The organism is Mycobacterium sp. 852002-51613_SCH5001154, assembly GCF_001667425.1.
Classification (GTDB): Bacteria; Actinomycetota; Actinomycetes; order Mycobacteriales; family Mycobacteriaceae; genus Mycobacterium.
In genome coordinates, this window is sequence record NZ_LZII01000023.1 from 1 (window position 1) to 20704 (window position 20704).

Below are 20704 nucleotides of genomic sequence, written 5' to 3' on the forward strand. Positions count from 1 at the left end.
CCAGACCACCCCGACAACACCAACTCACGCTCACCGCGATCCAGCAACGCCACCTCACCCACCACCACCGACGAATCGGCCACCAAAAGGCGGTCAAGAAGCGATTCGAGACGGGCGATGTGCCTGGCCATCTCGTCGGCGTTGTAACGGTCGGGGTTCCACGCGAACTGGATTCGGGGCCTACCGTCGACCGTTCTCGGATAGATGTTGAACGCAACGTCTTGCACGGGGAAATTGAAGACCTCGTAAGTCACTTCCGAAGGTCCGAAACGAAATGGCTCGGCGAAGGCCATCACGTTGATCACCGGCCCGAACTCGACGTTCATGTCAAGGCGGGCAGCATCGACAATCAAATCTGGCCAGCGCCGGAACTGTTGATGCCGCAGCGCCCCAATCAAATTCGTGCCGACCCGATCGGTCAATGCACCGATGCTCTCGCCGTCATCGACGCAGACGGGCAGTGGCAAGAGGTTCGACACCATACCCGCACATCTCTTCAGCGCGGCGGTCGTGCGGGCCGAAACCGCAAGCGACATGGAGACGTTCTGACGCCCCGTCGTTTTTGCGATGAAAGCCGCCAATGTGGCGACAGCCCTTGGGACATCGAATCGGTCCTGCTTGTCTTCCGACACGCTGCGCTTGCAGACCAGCTCATGCACTATCGGGTGGCGTGGCGCGATCGACCTTCGCGCACCCGCCAGGTCGGTGACGTCCAGTGGTCCGCGCACCACCGTTTTCCAGTACTCAGCATCGGCAGCACAGCGCGACGACTCCTGATACTTCAGATCCGCCGTGCGAATAAGCGCAAACTCGGAGAAGTCGACGACTTCGACGGTGTCGGGAACGGACCCTGAATAGACGGCAGCGATGTGCCGCATGAAATTATTTGCCCCATACCCGTCAAAGAGGACGTGGTGCCCCCGCAAATAGAAGTACGACAGATTGTCGGTGATCCGCAGTAAAGCCAAGTCGCACAGCCGGTCGCGAAGCGGGTCAAACGGCTGGCGGTAGTCGTTGTTCATCCAGCTGATCGCGGCGGCCGCCGGGTCACTCTCGACGCGCAGATCGATGCAGCGCAGTGTCTGCGGAATCGAGCGGTCGACGACGAAGACCGGTTCGCCGTCATTGAGAGATGGGCGGGCGCAGGGTGTGCCGAACCGCCGTGCTGCGGCTTGGCAAGCGGCGGTGAGCCTCTCGATGTCGACATCGTGATCGATCGCGACGTAACCGCCGAAGTTGTAAGAAACGTCGGGCTGAAGTAGTTGAGCGGTCCAGATCGCCCGCTGAGCGGCCGTCAAAGGTCCCAGGACGTCGGCTTGCGTACCGTAATTGAGCATAATGACGACGAACTTCCTATCTAGGCCGATGTGGGCATCGGACGTGCGGTGACGCCGGCATGGGAGGCCATGTCGTCGAGGGCTGGAACGACATCGGTTGTGGTCTCCTTTGTACGTCTTGGCAAACAACGGTTTTAACTTTTGATGGCCCGAAAAATGTGGCAAGGGGCGGCATTTCGTCAGCGGAGCATTCGAGGCTGACGACCGACGGACCATCGAGCCGCAGCGCCCGGCGAATCGCCGCGCTGAAGTCGTCGGCGTCCGTCACATCGACCGCTGGAAGCCCGGGGAACATAGCCGCGAGGCCGGCCCCGAGCTGACTCGCCGTGAACCGGTTATCACTGCGGCCATTGCGGTGAAACTGCCCTTCGCTGGTCACAGACATCGCGTGGGCGTTGTTATTGAACAAGACGAATGTCACCGGTAGCCGGTACTGTATTGCGGTGTGCACCTCCATGCCGTGCATGAAGAAGGCACCGTCGCCCGCGATCACCACGACACGCCCTTGCCGTGTCTCATCTTTGCCGCGGGCGAACGCCATCCCGATACCTGCGCCGAAGCTGTATCCCATGCCGCCCATGCCGAGCGCGACCGTGAACCTGCCCGTGCGTCGCACAGGTAGGTAATGGACCGCCGCGGCGCCGGCATTGCCGGCGTCAACGACAATGTCGACGTCACCAGGTAGCAGGCGATCGAGGACGTTCATGGCGTCCCGGTAGCGGATCCCCGGACCGTCGAATGGTGGCGGAGTCAGTTCCGTGCGCCATATCGCGTCTGGCACCCTAACCCCTCTTGGCCGCCCCCGACCGGTGAGTGCACTCGTCAGCATTCGCAAAGATGTACGTAGGTCGTCGCTGTCGACGTGCGGGCACGGGATGTACGGTGGCTCAGACCCAATCGAGACCGTCTGTGCGGTGGCCAGCGCATCGTCAAGGCCGGCGCGCGCGATCACCGGCAGCCGAGTCCCGACTACCAGGCACAGGGCGCTCCCGGCCACTGCTTCCGCCACACCGGGGTGGCCCATGACCCCGGTCACCCCAAGCGCCGACGAGGAACCGAAGCCGGGTGTGCCGGCGGCGTCTTTGGCATGAGGAACACACGCCACCCGCGCGCGAAGCACCGCGCGCAGTACCGCCAGCTCGGCTCGTGCATCGTCACGGACTACCTGCTCACCCGCGATGATGGTGATCGGCCCGTTCGCCCCCCGCAGCGCTTGAACGATCGGCTGCGGGTCACCGATAGCAGGGACCCGCTCGGCCGCATATCCATTCACGTGACCGTTGGACGGGGCGGACGCCTTCTGAATGTCTTTGGGTAGCAGCAATACCGCGGGGCCACCTGTGCTCGCCGCCGCCACGGCAGTCGGCAGAGCGTGGGCGATTTCGGCGGGGTCCAGCACCCGTCGGCAGAATATCGACACCTCGGAAAACAGCGCCTCGGCGTTCAGCGAGCCGTTGCGGCCGCTGGTGTCCTCGAAGCCGCCATGGCCGTCCGTCGCGGTCGACGGCTGACCCACCAATGCCAGTACCGGAACCCGGCTGGCAAACGATTCTCCGAGGCCGGGAATCAGATTCAGTGCACCCCCTCCGGATGTCGCTGCCATCACACCCAGAGCGCCACCGCTGCGGCTGTATCCGTCGGCCATTGCGGCTGCCGAGAACTCATGCTTGGCCAACACGGCGCTGATGTCCGAGCGCAAGCCGGCCGCGTCGTAAAGGTCCTCGATGTTGCAGCCGTCGACGCCGAAGATGTGGTCGACTCCGATTGCCGCGAGGTACCCGACGATGTGGTCGGCCACTCGTTGCCTCTGAGACATGATTTCAACCTCTGGAAACGTCGTAGGGGATCGCATACTCGAACCGGTCACCTGTTCGCATCTGGTCGTGGGCGAAACTGCTGCGGAGCCGGCGAGCTCATAAGACAAGCCATCCGGGCTGAGATCACCGAAGCGCGATCCACTGCACCGGACCGTCCGGCCGATCGTCCCACCGTGGAGTGGGTCGGCCGAGACGTGCTCTGTCGCGTCAGACGCACGGAATCGACTCGCGGGCGAAAGGCTTCGGATCGCGAGAAACCCCAAAAGCATTCTTGTGTAATGCGTTTAGCGTGTTCCGCGCGGTCCAAGTCGTAATTCACAACCACGAGGGGCCAACCGGGCATACCCGCTAGGCAGGATGTCATGGGCGGGAGTTTATGGTTCCTCGAGCGAACGTCATGAACCGATTGATCCGACTCAGGTGGTGCTCGCGCAGAGATCGAGTAGTGGCCGAGCCGGTAGTGCGTGTGAGGGCTCAGTCGCCGTGTCCTTGACCGTAAGTGTCACCAGGCGCTCGGGCGATCACCGATCATCGGAAGGATGCCCGAAGGGGCGCTGGACTCGTAGCTCGCACCGAAATCCCTGCTAAGGGTGTGCAGGGGCATCGTTCGGGTCTCGATTGACGAGGTCCGCTTATTGACTTCTGGGCGAACCACGCGGCAGCCGCGCGCTGATTATTGGGATGAGGCCCAAACGTCGGTGAATAGTGTTGGGTCAAGACGCATCTTGGATCGTCAGGTGTGGGTTCCTCCGCCGGTGCGCATGGAGATGACCACCGGTCGGCGATCTCGCGACCACGACGGGTGAAGGCGAGTACCCGGTTCTCCGCCACGTGCATCCCGCTCCGTCTCGCACGAACACCGCAAGATCGGATTCGTAGGCTTTCTCCGCACGCCGCAACGCGTAGCGACCACCCGGCTGACGGAGTCCTGGGGACCAGGGCGATGGAACGCTGGGGGCGGTGTCGAATCAACTACGATCTGCGCAGCCGGACGGCAGGCCACCGCGGGTGACCTGCCGAACCCGAGCCGCGGCACGGGACCTTTAACCCGAGGTCGTACAACGAGAGATCGGCGCCGAGCCAGGCTGGAAGCCAGGGGCTGTTGCCGCACAGTCGATCAGCCACTCTCGCAATTCGACGGCCTGACCAAAGGTTGCCTTCATGGCATCGCGTCCAGACGGTCGAATTCAGCCCGTTGGTAGAGCTTGGCGCAGGCGGTGCGCCGAACTTTGCCGCTGGTCGTAGTTGGAATGGAACCGGGTGTCACAAAGACGATGTCGGCGGCCCGCAGGCGGTGCGCGTTCGATATCGCTGAAATGACTTGGCACTTCAGCGAGCTGAGCTCCTGCATCTGGTCGTCGAGCGTGTCCCGCATTCTCACCTCGGCAACAGCGACCAGCCGCTCCGTTCCGTCAGCCGGCACAGCGATAGCTGCGACACGTCCCTTCGTTACCTGTTGAATGGTGGCTTCGATGTCATCCGGGTAGTGGTTGGTCCCGTGGATGATCAACAGATCCTTGATCCGGCCGATGATGAACAGCTCGCCATCCGAGATGACCCCTAAATCCCCGGTTCTCAACCAAGGGGCTTTCGGGGTATCGGGCCCCGGGCTGACCAGACTCGCGCTGAAGGTGCCCAGGGTTTCATCGGGCTTCTGCCAATATCCGTTTGCGACGTTGTCGCCGTGAACCCAGATTTCGCCGACCTTTCCGGCCGGATTCTCGGTTCCGCCTTCCGGGTCGACGATCCGCAGAACGGTCGAGCGGCAAGTACCGTGACCGATCAGGTGTACACCGCGGCCGGCGGTGTCACAAGCCTTGGCGTAGCCGCGGGACAGTTTTTCGTTGTCGAATCGGACGGTTTTCACCGGGCGCCCTGCGTCGGCACTGGCCACGTACACCGTTGCCTCCGCGAGCCCGTACGACGGCCGTATCGCCGTGTCTTTGAGACCGAACCGGGCAAAGCGGTGCATGAACCGCTCGACGGTGGCGACGTGAACCCGTTCTGCGCCGCTGGCGATCCCGAGCACGTTGCCGAGGTCATGGCCGGCCATCTCCTCGTCCGATATTCGCCACACTGCCAAATCGAAAGCGAAATTTGGCGCGGCGGAGAGCGTCGGGTGATCGGCGGCGAGCATTTGCATCCAACGAACCGGTCTGCGCAGGAAGGAAAATGGGCTCATCAATACCGCGCTGTGCCCGGTCACCAGGGACCCGCATACCCCCAGCAGCAGCCCCATGTCGTGGTAGAACGGCAACCAGGAAACCAGCCTCATCCCGGCCGCTCCCGTTTCCCCGATCAAGTCGGCGAATGCCTGCTGGACATTTGTGACAACGTTCTTGTGCGTCACGACGACACCGGCGGGCGCGCGGGTAGAGCCCGATGTGTACTGCAGATACGCGGGCCGCGAGGGCGGGCAGTGCACGGGCTGGGGCCGCCGAGGGACATCTAGATCCAGCGAATCAACCTCAATCAATAACGGGGCCGTCCCGCCGTTGAAGCTCTCCGCATACTTTGTTACTTCAGAAACGGCGCAAGACGTGGTGAGAATCGCCGAAGGCGCGCAGTCGCGCAACACGGCGGACACACGCTCGTCGTGGAGACCTACTTGCGGGATCGGCAACGGAACCGCGATCGCTCCGGCTTGGACTGCACCCAGGAAAGCAACGATGTATTCGAGCCCCTGGGGGGCCAGTATTGCGACCCGACTCCCATTCGAACCGCACATCGACAACTCGTCAGCAACGACCTGCGCTCGTTGCTGGACTTGCCGCCAGCTGAGTGTTTCGGCGATCCCCCTCGGGTCGACGTCGTATTCGATGAACGTATAAGCGGCCGCATCAGGCTGCCGGCTCGCTCGCTCCTGGAGCAAAGCGGTGAGCGAGGGCCCAGTCACGGTGAGCTCCTCAGTCGCTCAAGGTAGTTCTGCACCATCAGGTTTGGGGTTTCCAGTGCTGGCAGGGGCCCGCGTCTGGGCGGCTGACCGGAGTCGGGCGCGATAGCCGTCAAACGGCGCCAAGCGCCGCCCGTCGCGAACCAGCAAGAGGGCAGGGTGCCTCCTGCGACCCAAACACACCTCGTCCAAACCGCTTCGGCGGATCCGAGTGGTTTCGGATCGTGATCCAGGGTCTTGCGGGACCAACCGGCCTTGCCCTCCCGACTGAATGTCATGCGCGGGAGCGTATGGTCCCCCGACCTGACATGGTGGCCGGATTGACGTGAGTTGAGTGGTGAACGCGCCTACTTAGAGTAGTGCGGCAGACATCCACCGCGTTGAGGTCGCGCCCGCAAGTTCGGCGCGAACCCCTCGTTCGCGGTAATCGGTCACAGGACGATGTGACTTCGGTTTCGCACTGTGCGAGTGGCCTTTCCGCGCGGCGACGCGCCTTCGCGGGTCCTAGCCGGCCGCGTGGCGGTCATGCGGCTTGTCATTAAATGCCTCGTCACCTTGTCCCGGCGATGCGTGGAGGTCCGACTCATCCCGGTTTATCAGGTCAATGAGCTGATCACGATTGGTGATGCCGAGTTTGGCGAAGATACGGTACAGGTGTCCTTCCACCGTCCGCACCGAGATGAACAACCGGTCACCGATTTGGCGGTTGGACAAACCGGCGACGACGAGCATCGCGATCTGGCGCTCGCGACCGCTGAACGGTAGCGGCCGCGCCGCGGCCTCGAACGCCGGTGTGCGCAAACCGCATTGGCCCGCCAGCCGGTATGCCCAGATCGACGACTCGACTTCCTTGCCCCGGTCGTCGAGCCGAGCGTGTTCACCGGCCGCCTGGGCAGACGCGTCCGCGGCGAGGGCCAACGCGCCGAGTTCGACGAATCGCCGCGCGGCAGCGTCGAGTAGATCGCCGTCCTGGCGCGCCAGGGCGCGGGCATGGCCGGCGATCGCCTCCGCCAACGGCGTGTTCAAGATTGTGGCGAGTTTCTCCAACCGCGTGGCGTGCGACGAATCGCCGAAGCGCACCGCCGTATGACGTGCCTGCAACTCGATCGCATGCATTCCCCCGTTCTCCGCGATCTGCGCCGCTTGCACCGCGTGCGTTCGGGCGGCCGCCGTCTCGCCCACAGATGCGCGTTCCCAGGCCCGGGCGAGTTCGAGTTCGGGCAGAAACACCGCGACATGCGGTCCATAAGCTCTCTCCGCACTGGCCAACGCTGCGGCGGCCGCCGCACCGTCACTGTGAGCCCCTTCTGCCTGCGTCCACCAAGCCGCCACCAGCAGCAACAGCCCTGCTGGAAACTCGTGCGACAAAACCGATGTCGAGTCGTGTAGGACGGCGCGCGCGGCGGGAAGTGCGCCGCGGGCCAGGTGCACCAAGCCCAGCATCGCCTGCACCATGGCATCTGCCTCGGGCAAGCCGGCGGTCATGGCGGCGTAGCGCTGGCAGACACGTTCGGCTGCCGGATACTCACCAGCGGCCGTCAACGCCGCAACCTCAGCCAGCCCGCTGACGAATCGATATGGGCCCAGACGGCCGTGCGTCGTCGCCTCCCCCTGGTCAGCTATCTCCTGCACTTCGCGAGTCCGGCCAACCAGCGCCAACGCCCATGTCGTCGGCGTGATAGCCCATAGGACCGTCGAACTTGGCTGACCGATTGCGCACAGCGGCAACCCTCGCTCGATCGCCGTGGCGACGTCGCCGGTAAAGAACGCGAATGCCGACTCGATGGCTGTAACCAGACTCGCGCTTTCACCACACCTGGCGCGATGTTTCGCGTCGGCCAGTAATGCCCGTGCCTGCTCGATGTGCCCACAGTCGAAGAACAAGTTTGCAGCCCGCCGACACATCCACTGCACGATCAGCGACTCGTTGGCATCGTCAGGCTTGGCGTCGACAAGAACGATCTCGGCCTCGTCGGCGCGCCCCCGCCAACTTATCGCCTCCGCAAGCACCATTGCGGCTGGTAAGCCTGCGTCGCGGTCGACCGCGAATCTCGAAAGTTCTTCGGCCAGCGCGATGTCCGACATTGCCAGTGCGTCCGCCGCGGCCTCGATGACCACATTGAGGTCTGGGTCCAGATCGCTTCGCACCGTGAACTGCGCGAGCCGAATCTGGCCATGCATACTCGGCGATTGCGTGTTCCGCCCCTGCACCTCAAGACATTTGGCAAAAGCCTTAGCCAGGCGGCCGTTGAGGTGCCGTGACCGCACCACGCCGGCGTGCCGAAGCGCCACCTCACCGATGACCGGGTCGTTCAGATGAGCCAACGTGTGCGAACCATCGGCGAGCATTTGGATCAAGCCACCCTGCTCCAACCGCGCCACCGCGCCCGCATCACATACATTGCGCAGGATCTTCCACTCCAACACCTCGGCGATAGCCAAGACCTCAACGACCTCCAACTCCTCGGGAGTAAGAGACCACAGCCGAAAACCCAACAGCTCATAGAGTTCTCGATCCGCCTGCAGAGGCCCTCGCAGCTGCCAGCAGCCATCCGCACACACCACCGCCCCGCTTTCGCGGCTCGCACTAAGCAAACCCCGCAACAACACCAGGTTGCCCCCGCTGCGCTCGTAGAGCGCATCAATCAACCGCGCCTCGACCACACCACCAAGAACGGCAGTAGCCAACACGCCGGTCTGCTCGCGAGTGAACGGATCAACATGAACGGTCAGTAACAACCGCTCCTTGATCAACGCAGTGACCGCATCGAAAACCGGCTCACCCGATCGGATCGTCACGATCAATCGCGCACTGCGACTTGCCGCCAGTTGATTGACCAACGTCGCCGACAACGGATCAAGCAACTGCGCATCATCGACAACGACGACGAGATTCTCGTCCTGCTCCAACGTCTGATGCGCAGCCGCCAACATCAACGCCGGCTCATGAGCCACATCCAGAGTCACCGCGCGGGAAAACGCCCCCAACGGGACCGCCGAACCCGTCTGCGTGCCCAGCGCAAACCGCACCGTCCACCCCGCCGACTCGAGAGCCTTTGCCAGCATCCGAGCCAGAGTCGACTTGCCCACCCCGGACTCGCCCACCAACACGACCCCCTGCAAATCCCCATCCTCGACAGCCGCCAACGCACGACGAAACTCCGCATCCCGCGCCACTATCGACCACGTACAACGACCCTCCCGCCCCACCGGATGCCTACCTCCGTTGAGTTGCGTCAGGCCTCGACAACCGAACTTGTCTTGTCCGGTCACTCGCTGCCGCAACCCGATGCCGGCGTCCTGCGCCGATGGACAGCCGTATTTCCGCTGCCGCTGCGATGGGACCTTGACCGGTCTCCCGGACTAGGTCTGGCTGGCAAACCATCTCGTCATCACCGGTAGCTCTCCGATCCGGGTCGCCCTGTGCATAACCGCACCTCAATCGGGGCGGATCCCAACTCGGCCACCAGATCCGATGGGACAACCCGTGTGTCGAGCGGATGGTCCTCGGCGGGGCCCTGGCACCACGGACAGATCGTCATCGGCGCCCCCGAGCGGGTGCGGGTAGCGAACCACCACGGCAGCAGTTGCTTCTCCATGTCTGTGAGCTGCCGACGCGCTCTCACGCCCTCCCGAATCGCCGTCATGTGCCGAGCGTATGGCGCTGCTAAGGGGCGGCGGCCGATTTGACATACCGTCGGGTGGCGGGCAGGTCCAGATCGAGTAGGAGTCGCGCCTGCGTTGCGTGGAAGGGCTTACGGATCTGCGCGAGAAGGCCACTCAGTGAGTATTGGGTTCGCGAGTGGCGCTCAGCGGAGACTCAGGTTGCAGGACGAAATCCTAACAACGTCCCGCCGAACGGATCCCCGCTCAATAGGTTGATCAGCTGGTCGCGATGAGTGATGCCGAGTTTAGCGAAGAGGCGGTACAGGTGACCCTCTACCGTCCGCACGGAGACCACCAACTGGTCGGCAATCTGGCGATTGGACAAACCGGTGACGACCAGCATCGCAATCTGGCGCTCACGAGTGCTGAACAGTAACGGACGCGCCGCGGCCCTGACCGCCGGAGAATGAAGTCCGCAGCGTCCTGCCATAGCGCCGGTCTGGAGCAGCGACTCAAACTTCTTGCCACGCTCCCCCCGTCGCGCATATTCGCCGGCCGCCTGCGCCGAAGCATCGGCGGCTAGAGCTAATGCGCCCAGGTCGGCGAACCGACGTGCCGCGGCATCGACAGAACCGGCGTCGTGGTCGGCAAGGCCACGGGCATGGCTGGCCACCACGCCCGCCAACGGCGTGTTCAAGATTTTCGCGAGTTCTTCCAACCGCGTGGCGTGCGACGAATCGCCAAAGCGGACGGCCGTATGCCGCGCCCGCAACTCGACCGCGTGCATCCCCGCGCTTTGCGCAATCTGCGCCGCCTGCACCACATGTGCTTGAGCGACCATCATTTCACCGACCGATGCGCGTTCCCAGCCACGGGCAAGCTCGAGCTCGGGCAAGAAGACCGCGACATGGGGTCCATACGCTTTCTCCGCACTGTCCAACGCCGCGGCGGCCGCCCCGCTGTCTCCTAAGCCCGCGTCTGCGACCGTCTGCCAGGCGGCCACCAGCATCAACCAAGGCGCTGGAAACCTCCGTGAGAAAACGGATTTCGATTCTTCAAAGGCAGTGCGCGCAGCGGGCAACGCACCGCGGGCCAGGTGCACCAATCCCAGCATCGCGTGCACCATCGCGTCCGCCTCGGGCACACCCGCAGCCATGGCGGCGTAATGCTTCCAAATGCGTTCGGCCGCCTGACAGTCACCGGCGGCCGTCTCGGCCGTGACTTCGGCCAACCCGATGTTGAACCGTTGCAGTCCCAGGCCGCAGGACGCAGCGGCGCGCAACGCGGCATCTGCCATCACATGAACTTGGCTGAATCGCCCAACAGCCGCAAAGGCACCGCATGTCGGGACGGCCGCCCACACGGCCGCCATCGGCAACATTTCGGACTCACTAAAATCCGGGCCGATCTCTATCGTCGTCGCAACGTCGCCAGAATAGAAACCCATTGACATCTCTAGCGTGTTGACGAGTTGCACTGCGATCGCCGACGTGATGCGCTTTTTCACCTCACTGAGTACACGACAGGCGACTTCGGCGTCGCCGCAACCAAAGAACAGGTTCGCGCTGCGCAGACAGCCCCACCGCGCAAACAGCCATTCATCGGCGTCATCAGGCTCGGCGTCGACAAGCACGGCGTCGGCCTCGGCGTCGACGAGCACAATCTCGGCCTCGTCGGCGCGGCCCTGCCAACTCAGGGCCTCGCCGAGCAGCAAAGCGGCCGGCAAGCCACCGCCACGGTCGACCGCGAATCTCGAAAGTTCCTCGGCCAGCGCGATGTCCGACATTGCCAGTGCGTCCGCCGCGGCCTCGATGACCACATTGAGGTCTGGGTCCAGATCGCTTCGCACCGTGAACTGCGCGAGCCGAATCTGGCCATGCATACTCGGCGATTGCGTGTTCCGCCCCTGCACCTCAAGACATTTGGCAAAAGCCTTAGCCAGGCGGCCGTTGAGGTGCCGTGACCGCACCACGCCGGCGTGCCGAAGCGCCACCTCACCGATGACCGGGTCGTTCAGATGAGCCAACGTGTGCGAACCATCGGCGAGCATTTGGATCAAGCCACCCTGCTCCAACCGCGCCACCGCGCCCGCATCACATACATTGCGCAGGATCTTCCACTCCAACACCTCGGCGATAGCCAAGACCTCAACGACCTCCAACTCCTCGGGAGTAAGAGACCACAGCCGAAAACCCAACAGCTCATAGAGTTCTCGATCCGCCTGCAGAGGCCCTCGCAGCTGCCAGCAGCCATCCGCACACACCACCGCCCCGCTTTCGCGGCTCGCACTAAGCAAACCCCGCAACAACACCAGGTTGCCCCCGCTGCGCTCGTAGAGCGCATCAATCAACCGCGCCTCGACCACACCACCAAGAACGGCAGTAGCCAACACGCCGGTCTGCTCGCGAGTGAACGGATCAACATGAACGGTCAGTAACAACCGCTCCTTGATCAACGCAGTGACCGCATCGAAAACCGGCTCACCCGATCGGATCGTCACGATCAATCGCGCACTGCGACTTGCCGCCAGTTGATTGACCAACGTCGCCGACAACGGATCAAGCAACTGCGCATCATCGACAACGACGACGAGATTCTCGTCCTGCTCCAACGTCTGATGCGCAGCCGCCAACATCAACGCCGGCTCATGAGCCACATCCAGAGTCACCGCGCGGGAAAACGCCCCCAACGGGACCGCCGAACCCGTCTGCGTGCCCAGCGCAAACCGCACCGTCCACCCCGCCGACTCGAGAGCCTTTGCCAGCATCCGAGCCAGAGTCGACTTGCCCACCCCGGACTCGCCCACCAACACGACCCCCTGCAAATCCCCATCCTCGACAGCCGCCAACGCACGACGAAACTCCGCATCCCGCGCCACTATCGACCACGTACAACGACCCTCCCGCCCCACCGGATGCCTACCTGACTTCTCGCGGGGCGCACTGCGGCCCCGCGTTCCGGCTAAAGCAGTGGTCGAGGTCGACCGGACCGATTGGGTCCAACGTGCGATGGGGCTTTCCGCGGACACTGGCCGCAGCCTTAGGAACCACTCCGAGGGCTTGCCCCGGCTCGTATCACAAACAGAGGCTCCTTAGCCGTATCCGGCTGCGCACCTCGGGCGAACTGGTCTGATCTCATGTGTGTCTGATCTCATGCGTAACGATCCAGTTGCGGTGCACCCCGAGGCCGCCAGGCGGCGTCCAACAAGTCGCGGCCTTCCGAAGGCTCCGCCGACTCGCTGTCCGTTCCCATTGGTCTCACCGCATTCTTCAGCCGACCACTTCCTATAGATATATACCCATGCTAGGTTTTCAGCAAACGCAAATTAGTGAGTCATAATTTACATAGGTGCAAGTTATACATGCGTTGAACAGGCGTTTCTGGTCATCCACAATATTGAACGAGGGATTCTAGCAAACATTCTGCGGGCGCCGGGAGACTCGCCAACAGTCGGCGACCCCACCGCGCAGCACTGCGGATTCGGTGCGTAATGCACCATCCCGACAACCGTTCCGCGGGCCGACAACAATGCGCCGCGATCAGAGTTCGACGCCGAGTAGGGCATCGATCGCCGTTGCTACCAGCTTCGGCGCCTCGGTGTCATGGCCCCCGTATTCGAGCGCATCGGCGGCCCAACCATCAAGCGCAGCAAGGGCTTTAGGGGTATTTAGGTCGTCGGCCAAGTACTGACGCACCCGCGTGATGACGTCGGCGTCCGGGCCGGCGGGCAGGGCGGTCGCGGTGCGCCAGCGCCGCAGCCGGGCGTTGGCCTCGTCGAGCACCTGCTGGCTCCAAAAGCGATCCGCGCGGTAGTGCCCGGACAGCAGTCCCAGCCGGATGGCCGCCGGCTCGACGCCCTGGGCCCGCAACGTCGACACCAGCACCAGATTGCCGCGGCTCTTGGACATCTTGTGCCCATCCCAGCCAATCATTCCGGCGTGCACATAGTGCCGCGCGAATCGCCGCTCACCCCGTACACACTCGGCGTGCGCGGCGGTGAACTCGTGGTGCGGGAAGATCAGGTCACTGCCCCCGCCCTGGATGTCCAGGCCGCTGCCGATGCGGCTGAGCGCGATCGCCGCGCACTCGACGTGCCAGCCGGGGCGGCCGTCGCCGAACGGTGACGGCCAGCTCGGCTCCCCCGGCCGCGCGGCCCGCCACAGCAGGGCGTCCAGCTCGTCGGTCTTGCCGGGCCGGTGCGGGTCGCCGCCGCGCTGCTCGAAGAGCCGCAGCATGGTTTCGCGGTCGTAGCCTGACTCGTAGCCGAACTGCGGCGTGGCGTCCGCCCGGTAGTAGACGTCCGGGTAGTCGCCGTCGACGACGTACGCCGCCCCCGACGCCAGCATCTTCTCGACGAGCTCGACCACCTCGGGGATCGCCTGGGTGGCCGCAACGTAATCGCGCGGCGGCAGGACGCGCAGCGCCGCCATATCCTCGCGGAAGCGCGCGACCTCACGATCGCCGAGCTCGCGCCAGTCGACGCCGTCGCGGTCGGCGCGCTCGAACAGCGGGTCGTCGACGTCGGTGATGTTCTGCACGTAGTGCACGGCGTGGCCGAGGTCCAGCCACTGTCGGTAGACCAGGTCGAAGGTGAGATAGGTGGCCGCGTGCCCGAGATGAGTGGAGTCGTACGGGGTGATGCCGCAGACGTACATGGTCGCAGTCGATCCGGCCGCCACCGGCCGCACCTGGCGATCGGAGGTGTCATACAGCCGAAGCTCCGGTCCACGTCCCGGCAATACCGGGACCGGTGGAAACTCCCACGACTGCATGCCAACGACTCTAAACGCGGTGACCTAGCGCCATGCGTCGCGGATGGCAGCGAGCAGGATCGGTGCCACCTCGGCGCGGCACATCACGAAATCGGGTAGGTACGGATCGAACTGGTTGTAGCGCATCGGCGAGCCGTCCAGGCGTGACGCGTGCATGCCGGCGGCCATCACGACGCCGGCCGGCGCCGCCGAGTCCCACTCCCATTGGCCGCCCGCGTGCAGGTAGGCGTCGACGTCGCCGTCGATGATGGCCATCGCCTTGGCGCCCGCCGAACCGATGGCCACCGGCTGGATCGCCAACGATTGGCGCATGCGGTGCAGCACGAAGGGCGGCCGGGTGGCGCTGACGGCGATGCGAAACGTATGGGGTATGCCGACCCGCGCGGCGTCGGCGGTGACGGTGTCGGTGCGGTACACCATGTTCCCGCGGGCCGGCAACGACACCGCGGCGTCGGTGATCTCTCGCTGACCGTTGGTGGCTTCGCCGCTGGGACGCTGCCACAGCGCGATGTGCACCGCCCAGTCGTCGCGGCCCGGCGTGGAGAACTCGCGGGTGCCGTCCAGCGGATCGATGATCCACACCCGGTCGTGCTTGAGCCGGACCAGATCGTCGTAGGCTTCCTCGCTGAGCACGGCATCGCCGGGGCGCTCGGCGCGCAGCCGCCGCAGGATCAGCTCGTTGGCCAGGGTGTCCCCGGCGTCGCCCAACGCCCACGGATGACCGAAGCCGATCTCGTCGCGCACTTTCAGCAGCAGCTCCCCCGCGTCCGCGGCGAGTTCGGCGGCCAGTGCGGCGTCGGTCAGCTCATCCGGGGCCAGGCTCACCGGTTCAGTATCTCCGACGCTGCGACCGCCACTAGAAGGCCGGCCACGGAATGGGTCGGTGCCGGTTGGGTCCCGGCATCACCGGATCGTCCAGCAGCGCGTGCGCGCGCCTGCGCAACGCCGCGATCTCCGCCCGCGTGATGTGCTCGGCCAGTTCGTCGCACAGCGAGCCGCCCAGGACCTCGGTGAGCCCGGCGACCGCGTCCAACATTTTCTGGTCGACCGGCTTGTGGGCCCAGCCCCATAGCACCGTGCGCAGCTTGTTCTCGACGTGCAGGGACACCCCGTGGTCGACGCCGTAGACGTGCCCCTCGATGTCGCGCAGCACGTGGCCACCTTTGCGGTCTGCGTTGTTGATCAGCACGTCGAAGACGGCCATGCGGCGCAACCGGATGTCGTCGGCGTGCATCAGGACGACCTCGTCGCCGGCGTAGTCGTAGGCCCGCAGCACCGGCAGATAACCCGGCTCGGGCTTGTTGGCGGGAAACAGGTCGACCAGGTCGGGGCCGGGTCTGGGGTCGGAGTCGGCCGCGTCGCCGGGTTGGTCCACCCAGAGTTGCAGCATGCCCGGACCGGCCGGCCCGTGACGAATCACCGTGTAGGGCACGATGTTCCACCCCAACTGCGTCGACACCAGGTAGGCCGCGAGTTCGCGGCCGGCCAGCGTTCCGTCGGGAAAATCCCACAGCGGGGCTTCGCCGGAGACCGGCTTGTAGACGCAGTGCACGGTCGATTCGCCGAGTGTGGACTCGCACAGGAAGGTGGCGTTGCTGGCTGAGCGGATGCGTCCGATGACCGTCAGCTCGCCGTTGCGCAACACCTCACGGTCGTCAGGCCTCAAGTTCATCGTCAGGCCCGAGCAGCGCGCTGCGCCTATAGCCGTTGGCGCGCGCGCAGATATGGCCCTCCGGATCCAACGGCTCGTCGCACAGCGGGCACGGCGGGCGTCCCGCTGAGATGACGCGATTGGAGCGCGTGGCGAACTGCCGCGCCGACTCCGGCGTCAAGAACACCCGCACCGCATCGGGACCCTCGTCGGTGTCGTCGAGCACCACCGACGCGTCGAATTCGGCGTCGGTGACGGCCAGCAACTCGACCACCACGGTCTGGGCCTCCGAATCCCAGCCCAGGCCCATGGTTCCGACCCGGAACTCGGCGTCGACGGGGGTGATCAGCGGGTTCAGGTCCTCGACCTCGGCGGGCTCCGGCGGCACCGGGGTGCCGAACCTGCGATTCACCTCGAGCAGCAGCGCACCGATGCGCTCTGCCAGCACCGCCACCTGCTGCTTCTCCAACACCACCGACACCACCCGGGCGTCGTGCACCGCCTGGATGTAGAACGTGCGGTTTCCGGGCTGACCAACGGTCCCGGCCACGAAGCGGTCGGGTGTGCGGAAGACGTGAATTGCGCGGGCCATGGCACCTCCAAAATACCGGCTGTTGCCTTCGCCGTGCGATTCGATTGCCCCGCGACAGCTGAATTAATCAGTCGAGCCGCCGACCACCGCGTCGCCGGACGCAACGGCCGCGGTCGGCTGTTCCGTTGGCCCCGTCCCGGACTCACCGTCCGTCTTCGCCTTCGCCTCATCCTGGGGCTCGTCCTTGGGCGGTGGTCCGGCCCGCAGCGCTGCAGCCAACTTCGCACCGGTGTGGTTGACGTGCAACACAAACGGGCGCAGTTCGGTGTATCGGATCACACTCACCGACGCCGGGTCGGCGGTGACCCGCTGGAACGCGTCCAGGTGCATGCCGTAGGCGTCGGCGACGACCGCCTTGATGACATCGCCGTGAGTGCAGGCCACCCACAGGGCGTCGCCGCCGTGCTCTGCCGCCAGCCGTCGATCGTGTTCCCGGACGGCGGCCACGGCGCGCGCCTGCACCTGCGCCAGCCCCTCGCCGCCGGGGAACACCGCCGCGCTCGGGTGGGCCTGCACGACCCGCCACAGCGGCTCGCCGGCCAGCTCGGCGATCTTGCGGCCGGTCCAGTCCCCGTAGTCCACTTCGGCGAGCCGGTCTTCGACGAGCGGCTCGAGGCACAGCGCCTCGGCGAGCGGCTCGAGGGTGCGCCGGCAACGCAGCAGTGGCGAACTGATCAGCCCGCGGATGGGCAGGTCACCGATCCGGTCGATCAGCCCGGCGGCCTGATCGCGGCCCTTGTCGTCGAGGTCGACGCCCTCGGAGCGTCCGGCGAGGACGCCGGCGGTGTTCGAGGTGGAGCGACCGTGGCGCAACAGGATGACCGTCATGCCGCGGTGTCCCACCGATACGCCGCCCAAACCACGATCACGACCGTACCCGGTGCGGGGGCGGGTTCTTGACTAGCGCGCGACCGGGACCGCGTGCGCCACCGAGTCACGAACGGCGGCGATCAGGCTGCGCTCGTCGGAGACATCGATGTCGACCAGGCTGCGGATCGCCCTGGCGACCACCTCATCCGCCTGGGGAACCGGCCCGGCAAGGCGCGGTCGGTAAATTTCGACGACAAGCGATCGGTGCTCGATGTGGAACGCAAAACTGCGCCCATCACCGACTTGTCCATACCCGCTGGCGAAAATGCCTGTCGACAAATCCTCGACAGCAAACTCTTTCTCCGCGGTATGCCGGTCAACGGTGACGGCCATGGCCCGACCATACCTCGCCCGCGGGACTTGATGTAGACGACATGGCCATATTGGATGCGAAGGCGTTCCTTAGTATGCCCAGTCCATAGTCGTTACGCGAGGGAAAATAATTGCTGTCAACGCACATGCGTCGCCGAGCGGCAGCTCACCGGGGTTTGCTTGGCGCCGCGCTTTTGCTGGGCGTCGTCGCGGGATGTTCGTCGAATACATTCAAATCCGCACCGCCCACCATCGAACCGGCCGTGGCCGCCGTGTCGCCGCCGGTGTCGCAGAACCCGGCCGGCGAGGTGCGCGCGCTGGCCGCCCGCGCCACCGCCGCGGCGTTCGACGGCGGGACCCGCCAGCTGGCGGTGCTGGCGCCCGCCGCCGCCCCGCCGGGGCCGGCCACCGTCACGGTCTTCGGTGGGCCGACCGCCGCACCGCGGGTCATCGACCTGCCGGGGCCGGCGACCTCGTTGACCGACGACGGACACGGCACGCTCTTTCTGGCCGCCCGGGGTGGCTATTTCGTGGTCGACCTGCCCACCGGCCACACCAGGCAGGTGAACGTCACCGACGCCGCGCAGGTCGACTTCACCGCGGTGGCCCAACGCGCCGACGGCAAATTGGTATTGGGCAGCGCCGACGGGGCCGTCTATATCCTTGCCTCGCCGACCCCGGCCAGCGTCGACACCGCTACCGTCGGGAGCCGGACCAAGATCTTCGCCCACGTCGATGCGCTTGCCACGCAAGGGAATACGACAGCCGTCCTGGACCGGGGGCAAACCTCGGTGACCACGATCGGCGCCGACGGCCAAGCCCGCCAGGCGTTGCGGGCGGGCGAAGGCGCAACCACCATGGCCGCGGACCCGTGGGGTCGGGTGCTGGTCGCCGACACCCGGGGCGGCCAGCTGCTGGCGTACGGCGTCGACCCGCTGATCTTGCGGCAGGCCTATCCGGTGCCGCAGGCGCCATACGGCCTGGCCGGCTCCCGCGAGTTGAGCTGGGTAACCCAGACCGCTTCCAATATCGTGATTGGTTACGATCTGTCCACCGGAATTCCCGTCGAAAAGGTGCGTTACCCGACCGTGCAGCAACCGAACTCACTGGCCTTCGACGAAGCGTCAGACACCTTGTACGTGGTGTCGGGGTCCGGTGCGGGGGTTCAGGTCATCGAACACGCGGCGGGTAAGCGTTGACCGCGCCGCGCCGAAGTCAGTTGCCCGCGGGCTGGGACGCCGAGCTGTCCGACGAATACGAGTGGGTGCCGCTGCGCCTGCCACCCGAGGTGACCCGTGTCAGCGCGTCCATCCGGCTGTCCATCGAGGCCGAATACCGGGGCTGGGAGCTGACCCGGGTGCGGCTGTATACCGATGGTAGCAGGCGGGTGTTGTTGCGCCGCAAGAAGTCTCGGCTGAACACCCGGCGGCCTGACCAACCGGAACTGTGACCGTGCCCCAACCGCGCGAAGGCGTGGTGTACGGCGTCGTGCGACGGCTGTTCTTCCTGGTTCCACCCGAGCGCATCCACACGCTGGTCTTCGCGGTGTTGCGCGGCGCCACCGCCGTCGGCCTGCCGCGGCGGCTGTTGCACCGCCTGCTGGGCCCCACCGATCCGGCGCTGGCGAGCACGGTGTTCGGGGTGCAGTTCCCGGGGCCGCTCGGCCTGGCCGCCGGCTTCGATAAGGACGGCAAGGGGTTACTGACCTGGGGGGCACTGGGGTTCGGCTACGCCGAGGTCGGGACCGTCACCGCGAACGCGCAGCCCGGCAACCCGCGCCCGCGCATGTTCCGGCTGCCCGCGGACCGAGCCCTGCTGAACCGGATGGGCTTCAACAACCTCGGCGCCGGCGCGCTGGCGATCCAGCTCGCGCGTCACCGACCCGACATCCCGATCGGGGTCAACATCGGCAAGACGAAGTCCACGCCGGCCGCCGACGCCGTCGACGACTACCGGGCCAGCGCCCGCCTGGTCGGACCGCTGGCGTCCTACCTGGTGGTCAACGTCAGCTCGCCGAACACGCCCGGTCTGCGCGACCTGCAGGCCGTCGAGTCGCTGCGGCCAATCCTGTCGGCCGTCCTCGCCGAGACGTCGAAGCCGGTGCTGGTCAAGATCGCGCCCGATCTTTCCGACGCCGATCTCGACGACGTCGCCGACCTGGCTGTCGAGCTGGGCCTGGCCGGGATCGTCGCCACCAACACCACCGTGTCGCGTGCGGGCCTTCGGACGCCGGGGGTCGACGCGCTCGGCCCCGGCGGCATTTCCGGGCCGCCGGTGGCGCGCCGCGCCACCGAGGTGTTGCGCCGGCTGTATGGCCGGGTCGGTGATCGCCTGGTGCTGATCAGCGTCGGTGGCATCGAAACGGCCGACGACGCGTGGGAACGCATCACCGCGGGCGCGTCGCTGCTGCAGGGCTATACCGGCTTCATCTACGGAGGAGGCTTGTGGCCCAAGCGCATTCACGACGGCGTCGCCCGTCGGCTGCGCGACGGCGGCTTCGCCTCGCTCAGCGATGCGGTCGGCTCGGCGGCGCCGGCCCCCGGCGGGCCGGCAAGTTAAGCCGCCCCTTCTTCGTCGGCTTCTTCGTCGTCGTCTTCGGCCAGGACCTTCTCCGGGTGGTGGAAGGTGTTGGTGCGTGGCTGACCGCGATCCAGGTGCGGTGGTGGGATCCATTCGGTGTCGCCGTTGGCGCGTTTTCGGGTGGTCCAGCCGTTGTCCAGGAGGCGGTGGTGGGGTCCGCAGGCCAGGGTGAGTTGATCGATGTCGGTGCGGTGGGTGCTGGCCCAGTCCTGGACGTGGTGGACTTCGCAGTAGTAGCCGGCCACGTCGCAGCCCGGGGCCGAGCAGCCACGGT

General features: G+C 65.6%; 16 protein-coding genes. 3 read left to right on the forward strand and 13 right to left on the reverse strand.

Features of this window, described 5'->3' with window-relative positions:
* The 12 genes from A5750_RS06635 to A5750_RS06690 form a co-directional block, all read right to left on the reverse strand.
* The coding region (locus A5750_RS06635; protein ID WP_231989147.1) for a condensation domain-containing protein at positions 1 to 1337 on the reverse strand (1337 nt) is incomplete at its 3' end.
* Between the two features lie 16 nt (positions 1338 to 1353).
* A complete protein-coding gene (locus A5750_RS06640; RefSeq protein ID WP_082948297.1) occupies positions 1354 to 3153 on the reverse strand; it encodes a thiamine pyrophosphate-binding protein in 1800 nt (599 codons plus the stop codon).
* Between the two features lie 1160 nt (positions 3154 to 4313).
* A complete protein-coding gene (locus tag A5750_RS06645; RefSeq protein ID WP_066953067.1) occupies positions 4314 to 6050 on the reverse strand; it encodes an AMP-binding protein in 1737 nt (578 codons plus the stop codon).
* A gap of 501 nt (positions 6051 to 6551) precedes the next feature.
* Positions 6552 to 9224, reverse strand: a complete 2673-nt coding sequence (locus A5750_RS06650; RefSeq protein WP_067261727.1) for a LuxR family transcriptional regulator — start codon at positions 9222 to 9224, stop codon at positions 6552 to 6554.
* A 215-nt stretch (positions 9225 to 9439) separates the two neighbouring features.
* A complete protein-coding gene (locus A5750_RS06655) occupies positions 9440 to 9694 on the reverse strand; it encodes a hypothetical protein (protein WP_066950692.1) in 255 nt (84 codons plus the stop codon).
* 173 nt (positions 9695 to 9867) lie between these two features.
* Positions 9868 to 12531: a LuxR C-terminal-related transcriptional regulator gene (locus tag A5750_RS06660; protein WP_067261729.1), complete on the reverse strand. Its 2664-nt coding sequence runs from the start codon at positions 12529 to 12531 to the stop codon at positions 9868 to 9870.
* A 661-nt stretch (positions 12532 to 13192) separates the two neighbouring features.
* Positions 13193 to 14425, reverse strand: a complete 1233-nt coding sequence (mshC, locus tag A5750_RS06665; RefSeq protein WP_066957083.1) for a cysteine--1-D-myo-inosityl 2-amino-2-deoxy-alpha-D-glucopyranoside ligase — start codon at positions 14423 to 14425, stop codon at positions 13193 to 13195.
* Between the two features lie 24 nt (positions 14426 to 14449).
* The gene (locus tag A5750_RS06670) at positions 14450 to 15250 is read right to left on the reverse strand and encodes a 3'(2'),5'-bisphosphate nucleotidase CysQ (protein WP_066957080.1); all 801 of its coding nucleotides are present in this window, start codon (positions 15248 to 15250) and stop codon (positions 14450 to 14452) included.
* A 31-nt stretch (positions 15251 to 15281) separates the two neighbouring features.
* Positions 15282 to 16097 (reverse strand): SCO1664 family protein, encoded by an 816-nt coding sequence (locus A5750_RS06675; RefSeq protein WP_082948012.1) that lies wholly within the window; start codon positions 16095 to 16097, stop codon positions 15282 to 15284.
* Positions 16081 to 16668 carry a DUF3090 domain-containing protein gene (locus A5750_RS06680; RefSeq protein ID WP_066957074.1) on the reverse strand — a complete coding sequence of 196 codons (588 nt, stop codon included), beginning with the start codon at positions 16666 to 16668 and terminating at the stop codon, positions 16081 to 16083. Before A5750_RS06680 ends, A5750_RS06675 begins: the two co-directional genes overlap by 17 nt.
* Positions 16669 to 16731: 63 nt before the next feature.
* Positions 16732 to 17496 carry a histidine phosphatase family protein gene (locus A5750_RS06685; RefSeq protein WP_066957071.1) on the reverse strand — a complete coding sequence of 255 codons (765 nt, stop codon included), beginning with the start codon at positions 17494 to 17496 and terminating at the stop codon, positions 16732 to 16734.
* Between the two features lie 72 nt (positions 17497 to 17568).
* Positions 17569 to 17871, reverse strand: a complete 303-nt coding sequence (locus A5750_RS06690) for a hypothetical protein (protein WP_066957068.1) — start codon at positions 17869 to 17871, stop codon at positions 17569 to 17571.
* Positions 17872 to 17996: 125 nt separating this feature from the next.
* Between A5750_RS06690 and A5750_RS06695 the strand changes: the two genes are divergently transcribed.
* Genes A5750_RS06695 through A5750_RS06705 form a run of 3 tightly spaced genes read left to right on the forward strand, consistent with a single transcriptional unit; the run spans position 17997 to position 20409 of the window.
* Positions 17997 to 19049, forward strand: coding sequence for a YncE family protein (locus tag A5750_RS06695; protein WP_066957065.1), 1053 nt, complete (start codon positions 17997 to 17999; stop codon positions 19047 to 19049).
* Positions 19046 to 19300, forward strand: a complete 255-nt coding sequence (locus A5750_RS06700) for a DUF5703 family protein (protein WP_066957062.1) — start codon at positions 19046 to 19048, stop codon at positions 19298 to 19300. Before A5750_RS06695 ends, A5750_RS06700 begins: the two co-directional genes overlap by 4 nt.
* 26 nt (positions 19301 to 19326) lie before the next feature.
* Positions 19327 to 20409, forward strand: a complete 1083-nt coding sequence (locus A5750_RS06705; RefSeq protein WP_197505374.1) for a quinone-dependent dihydroorotate dehydrogenase — start codon at positions 19327 to 19329, stop codon at positions 20407 to 20409.
* On the opposite strand, the gene A5750_RS26045 is transcribed toward A5750_RS06705, so the two are convergent.
* Positions 20406 to 20704: HNH endonuclease signature motif containing protein (locus A5750_RS26045; RefSeq protein ID WP_197505373.1), on the reverse strand; the 299-nt coding region annotated here is incomplete at its 5' end. The genes A5750_RS06705 and A5750_RS26045 overlap by 4 nt on opposite strands.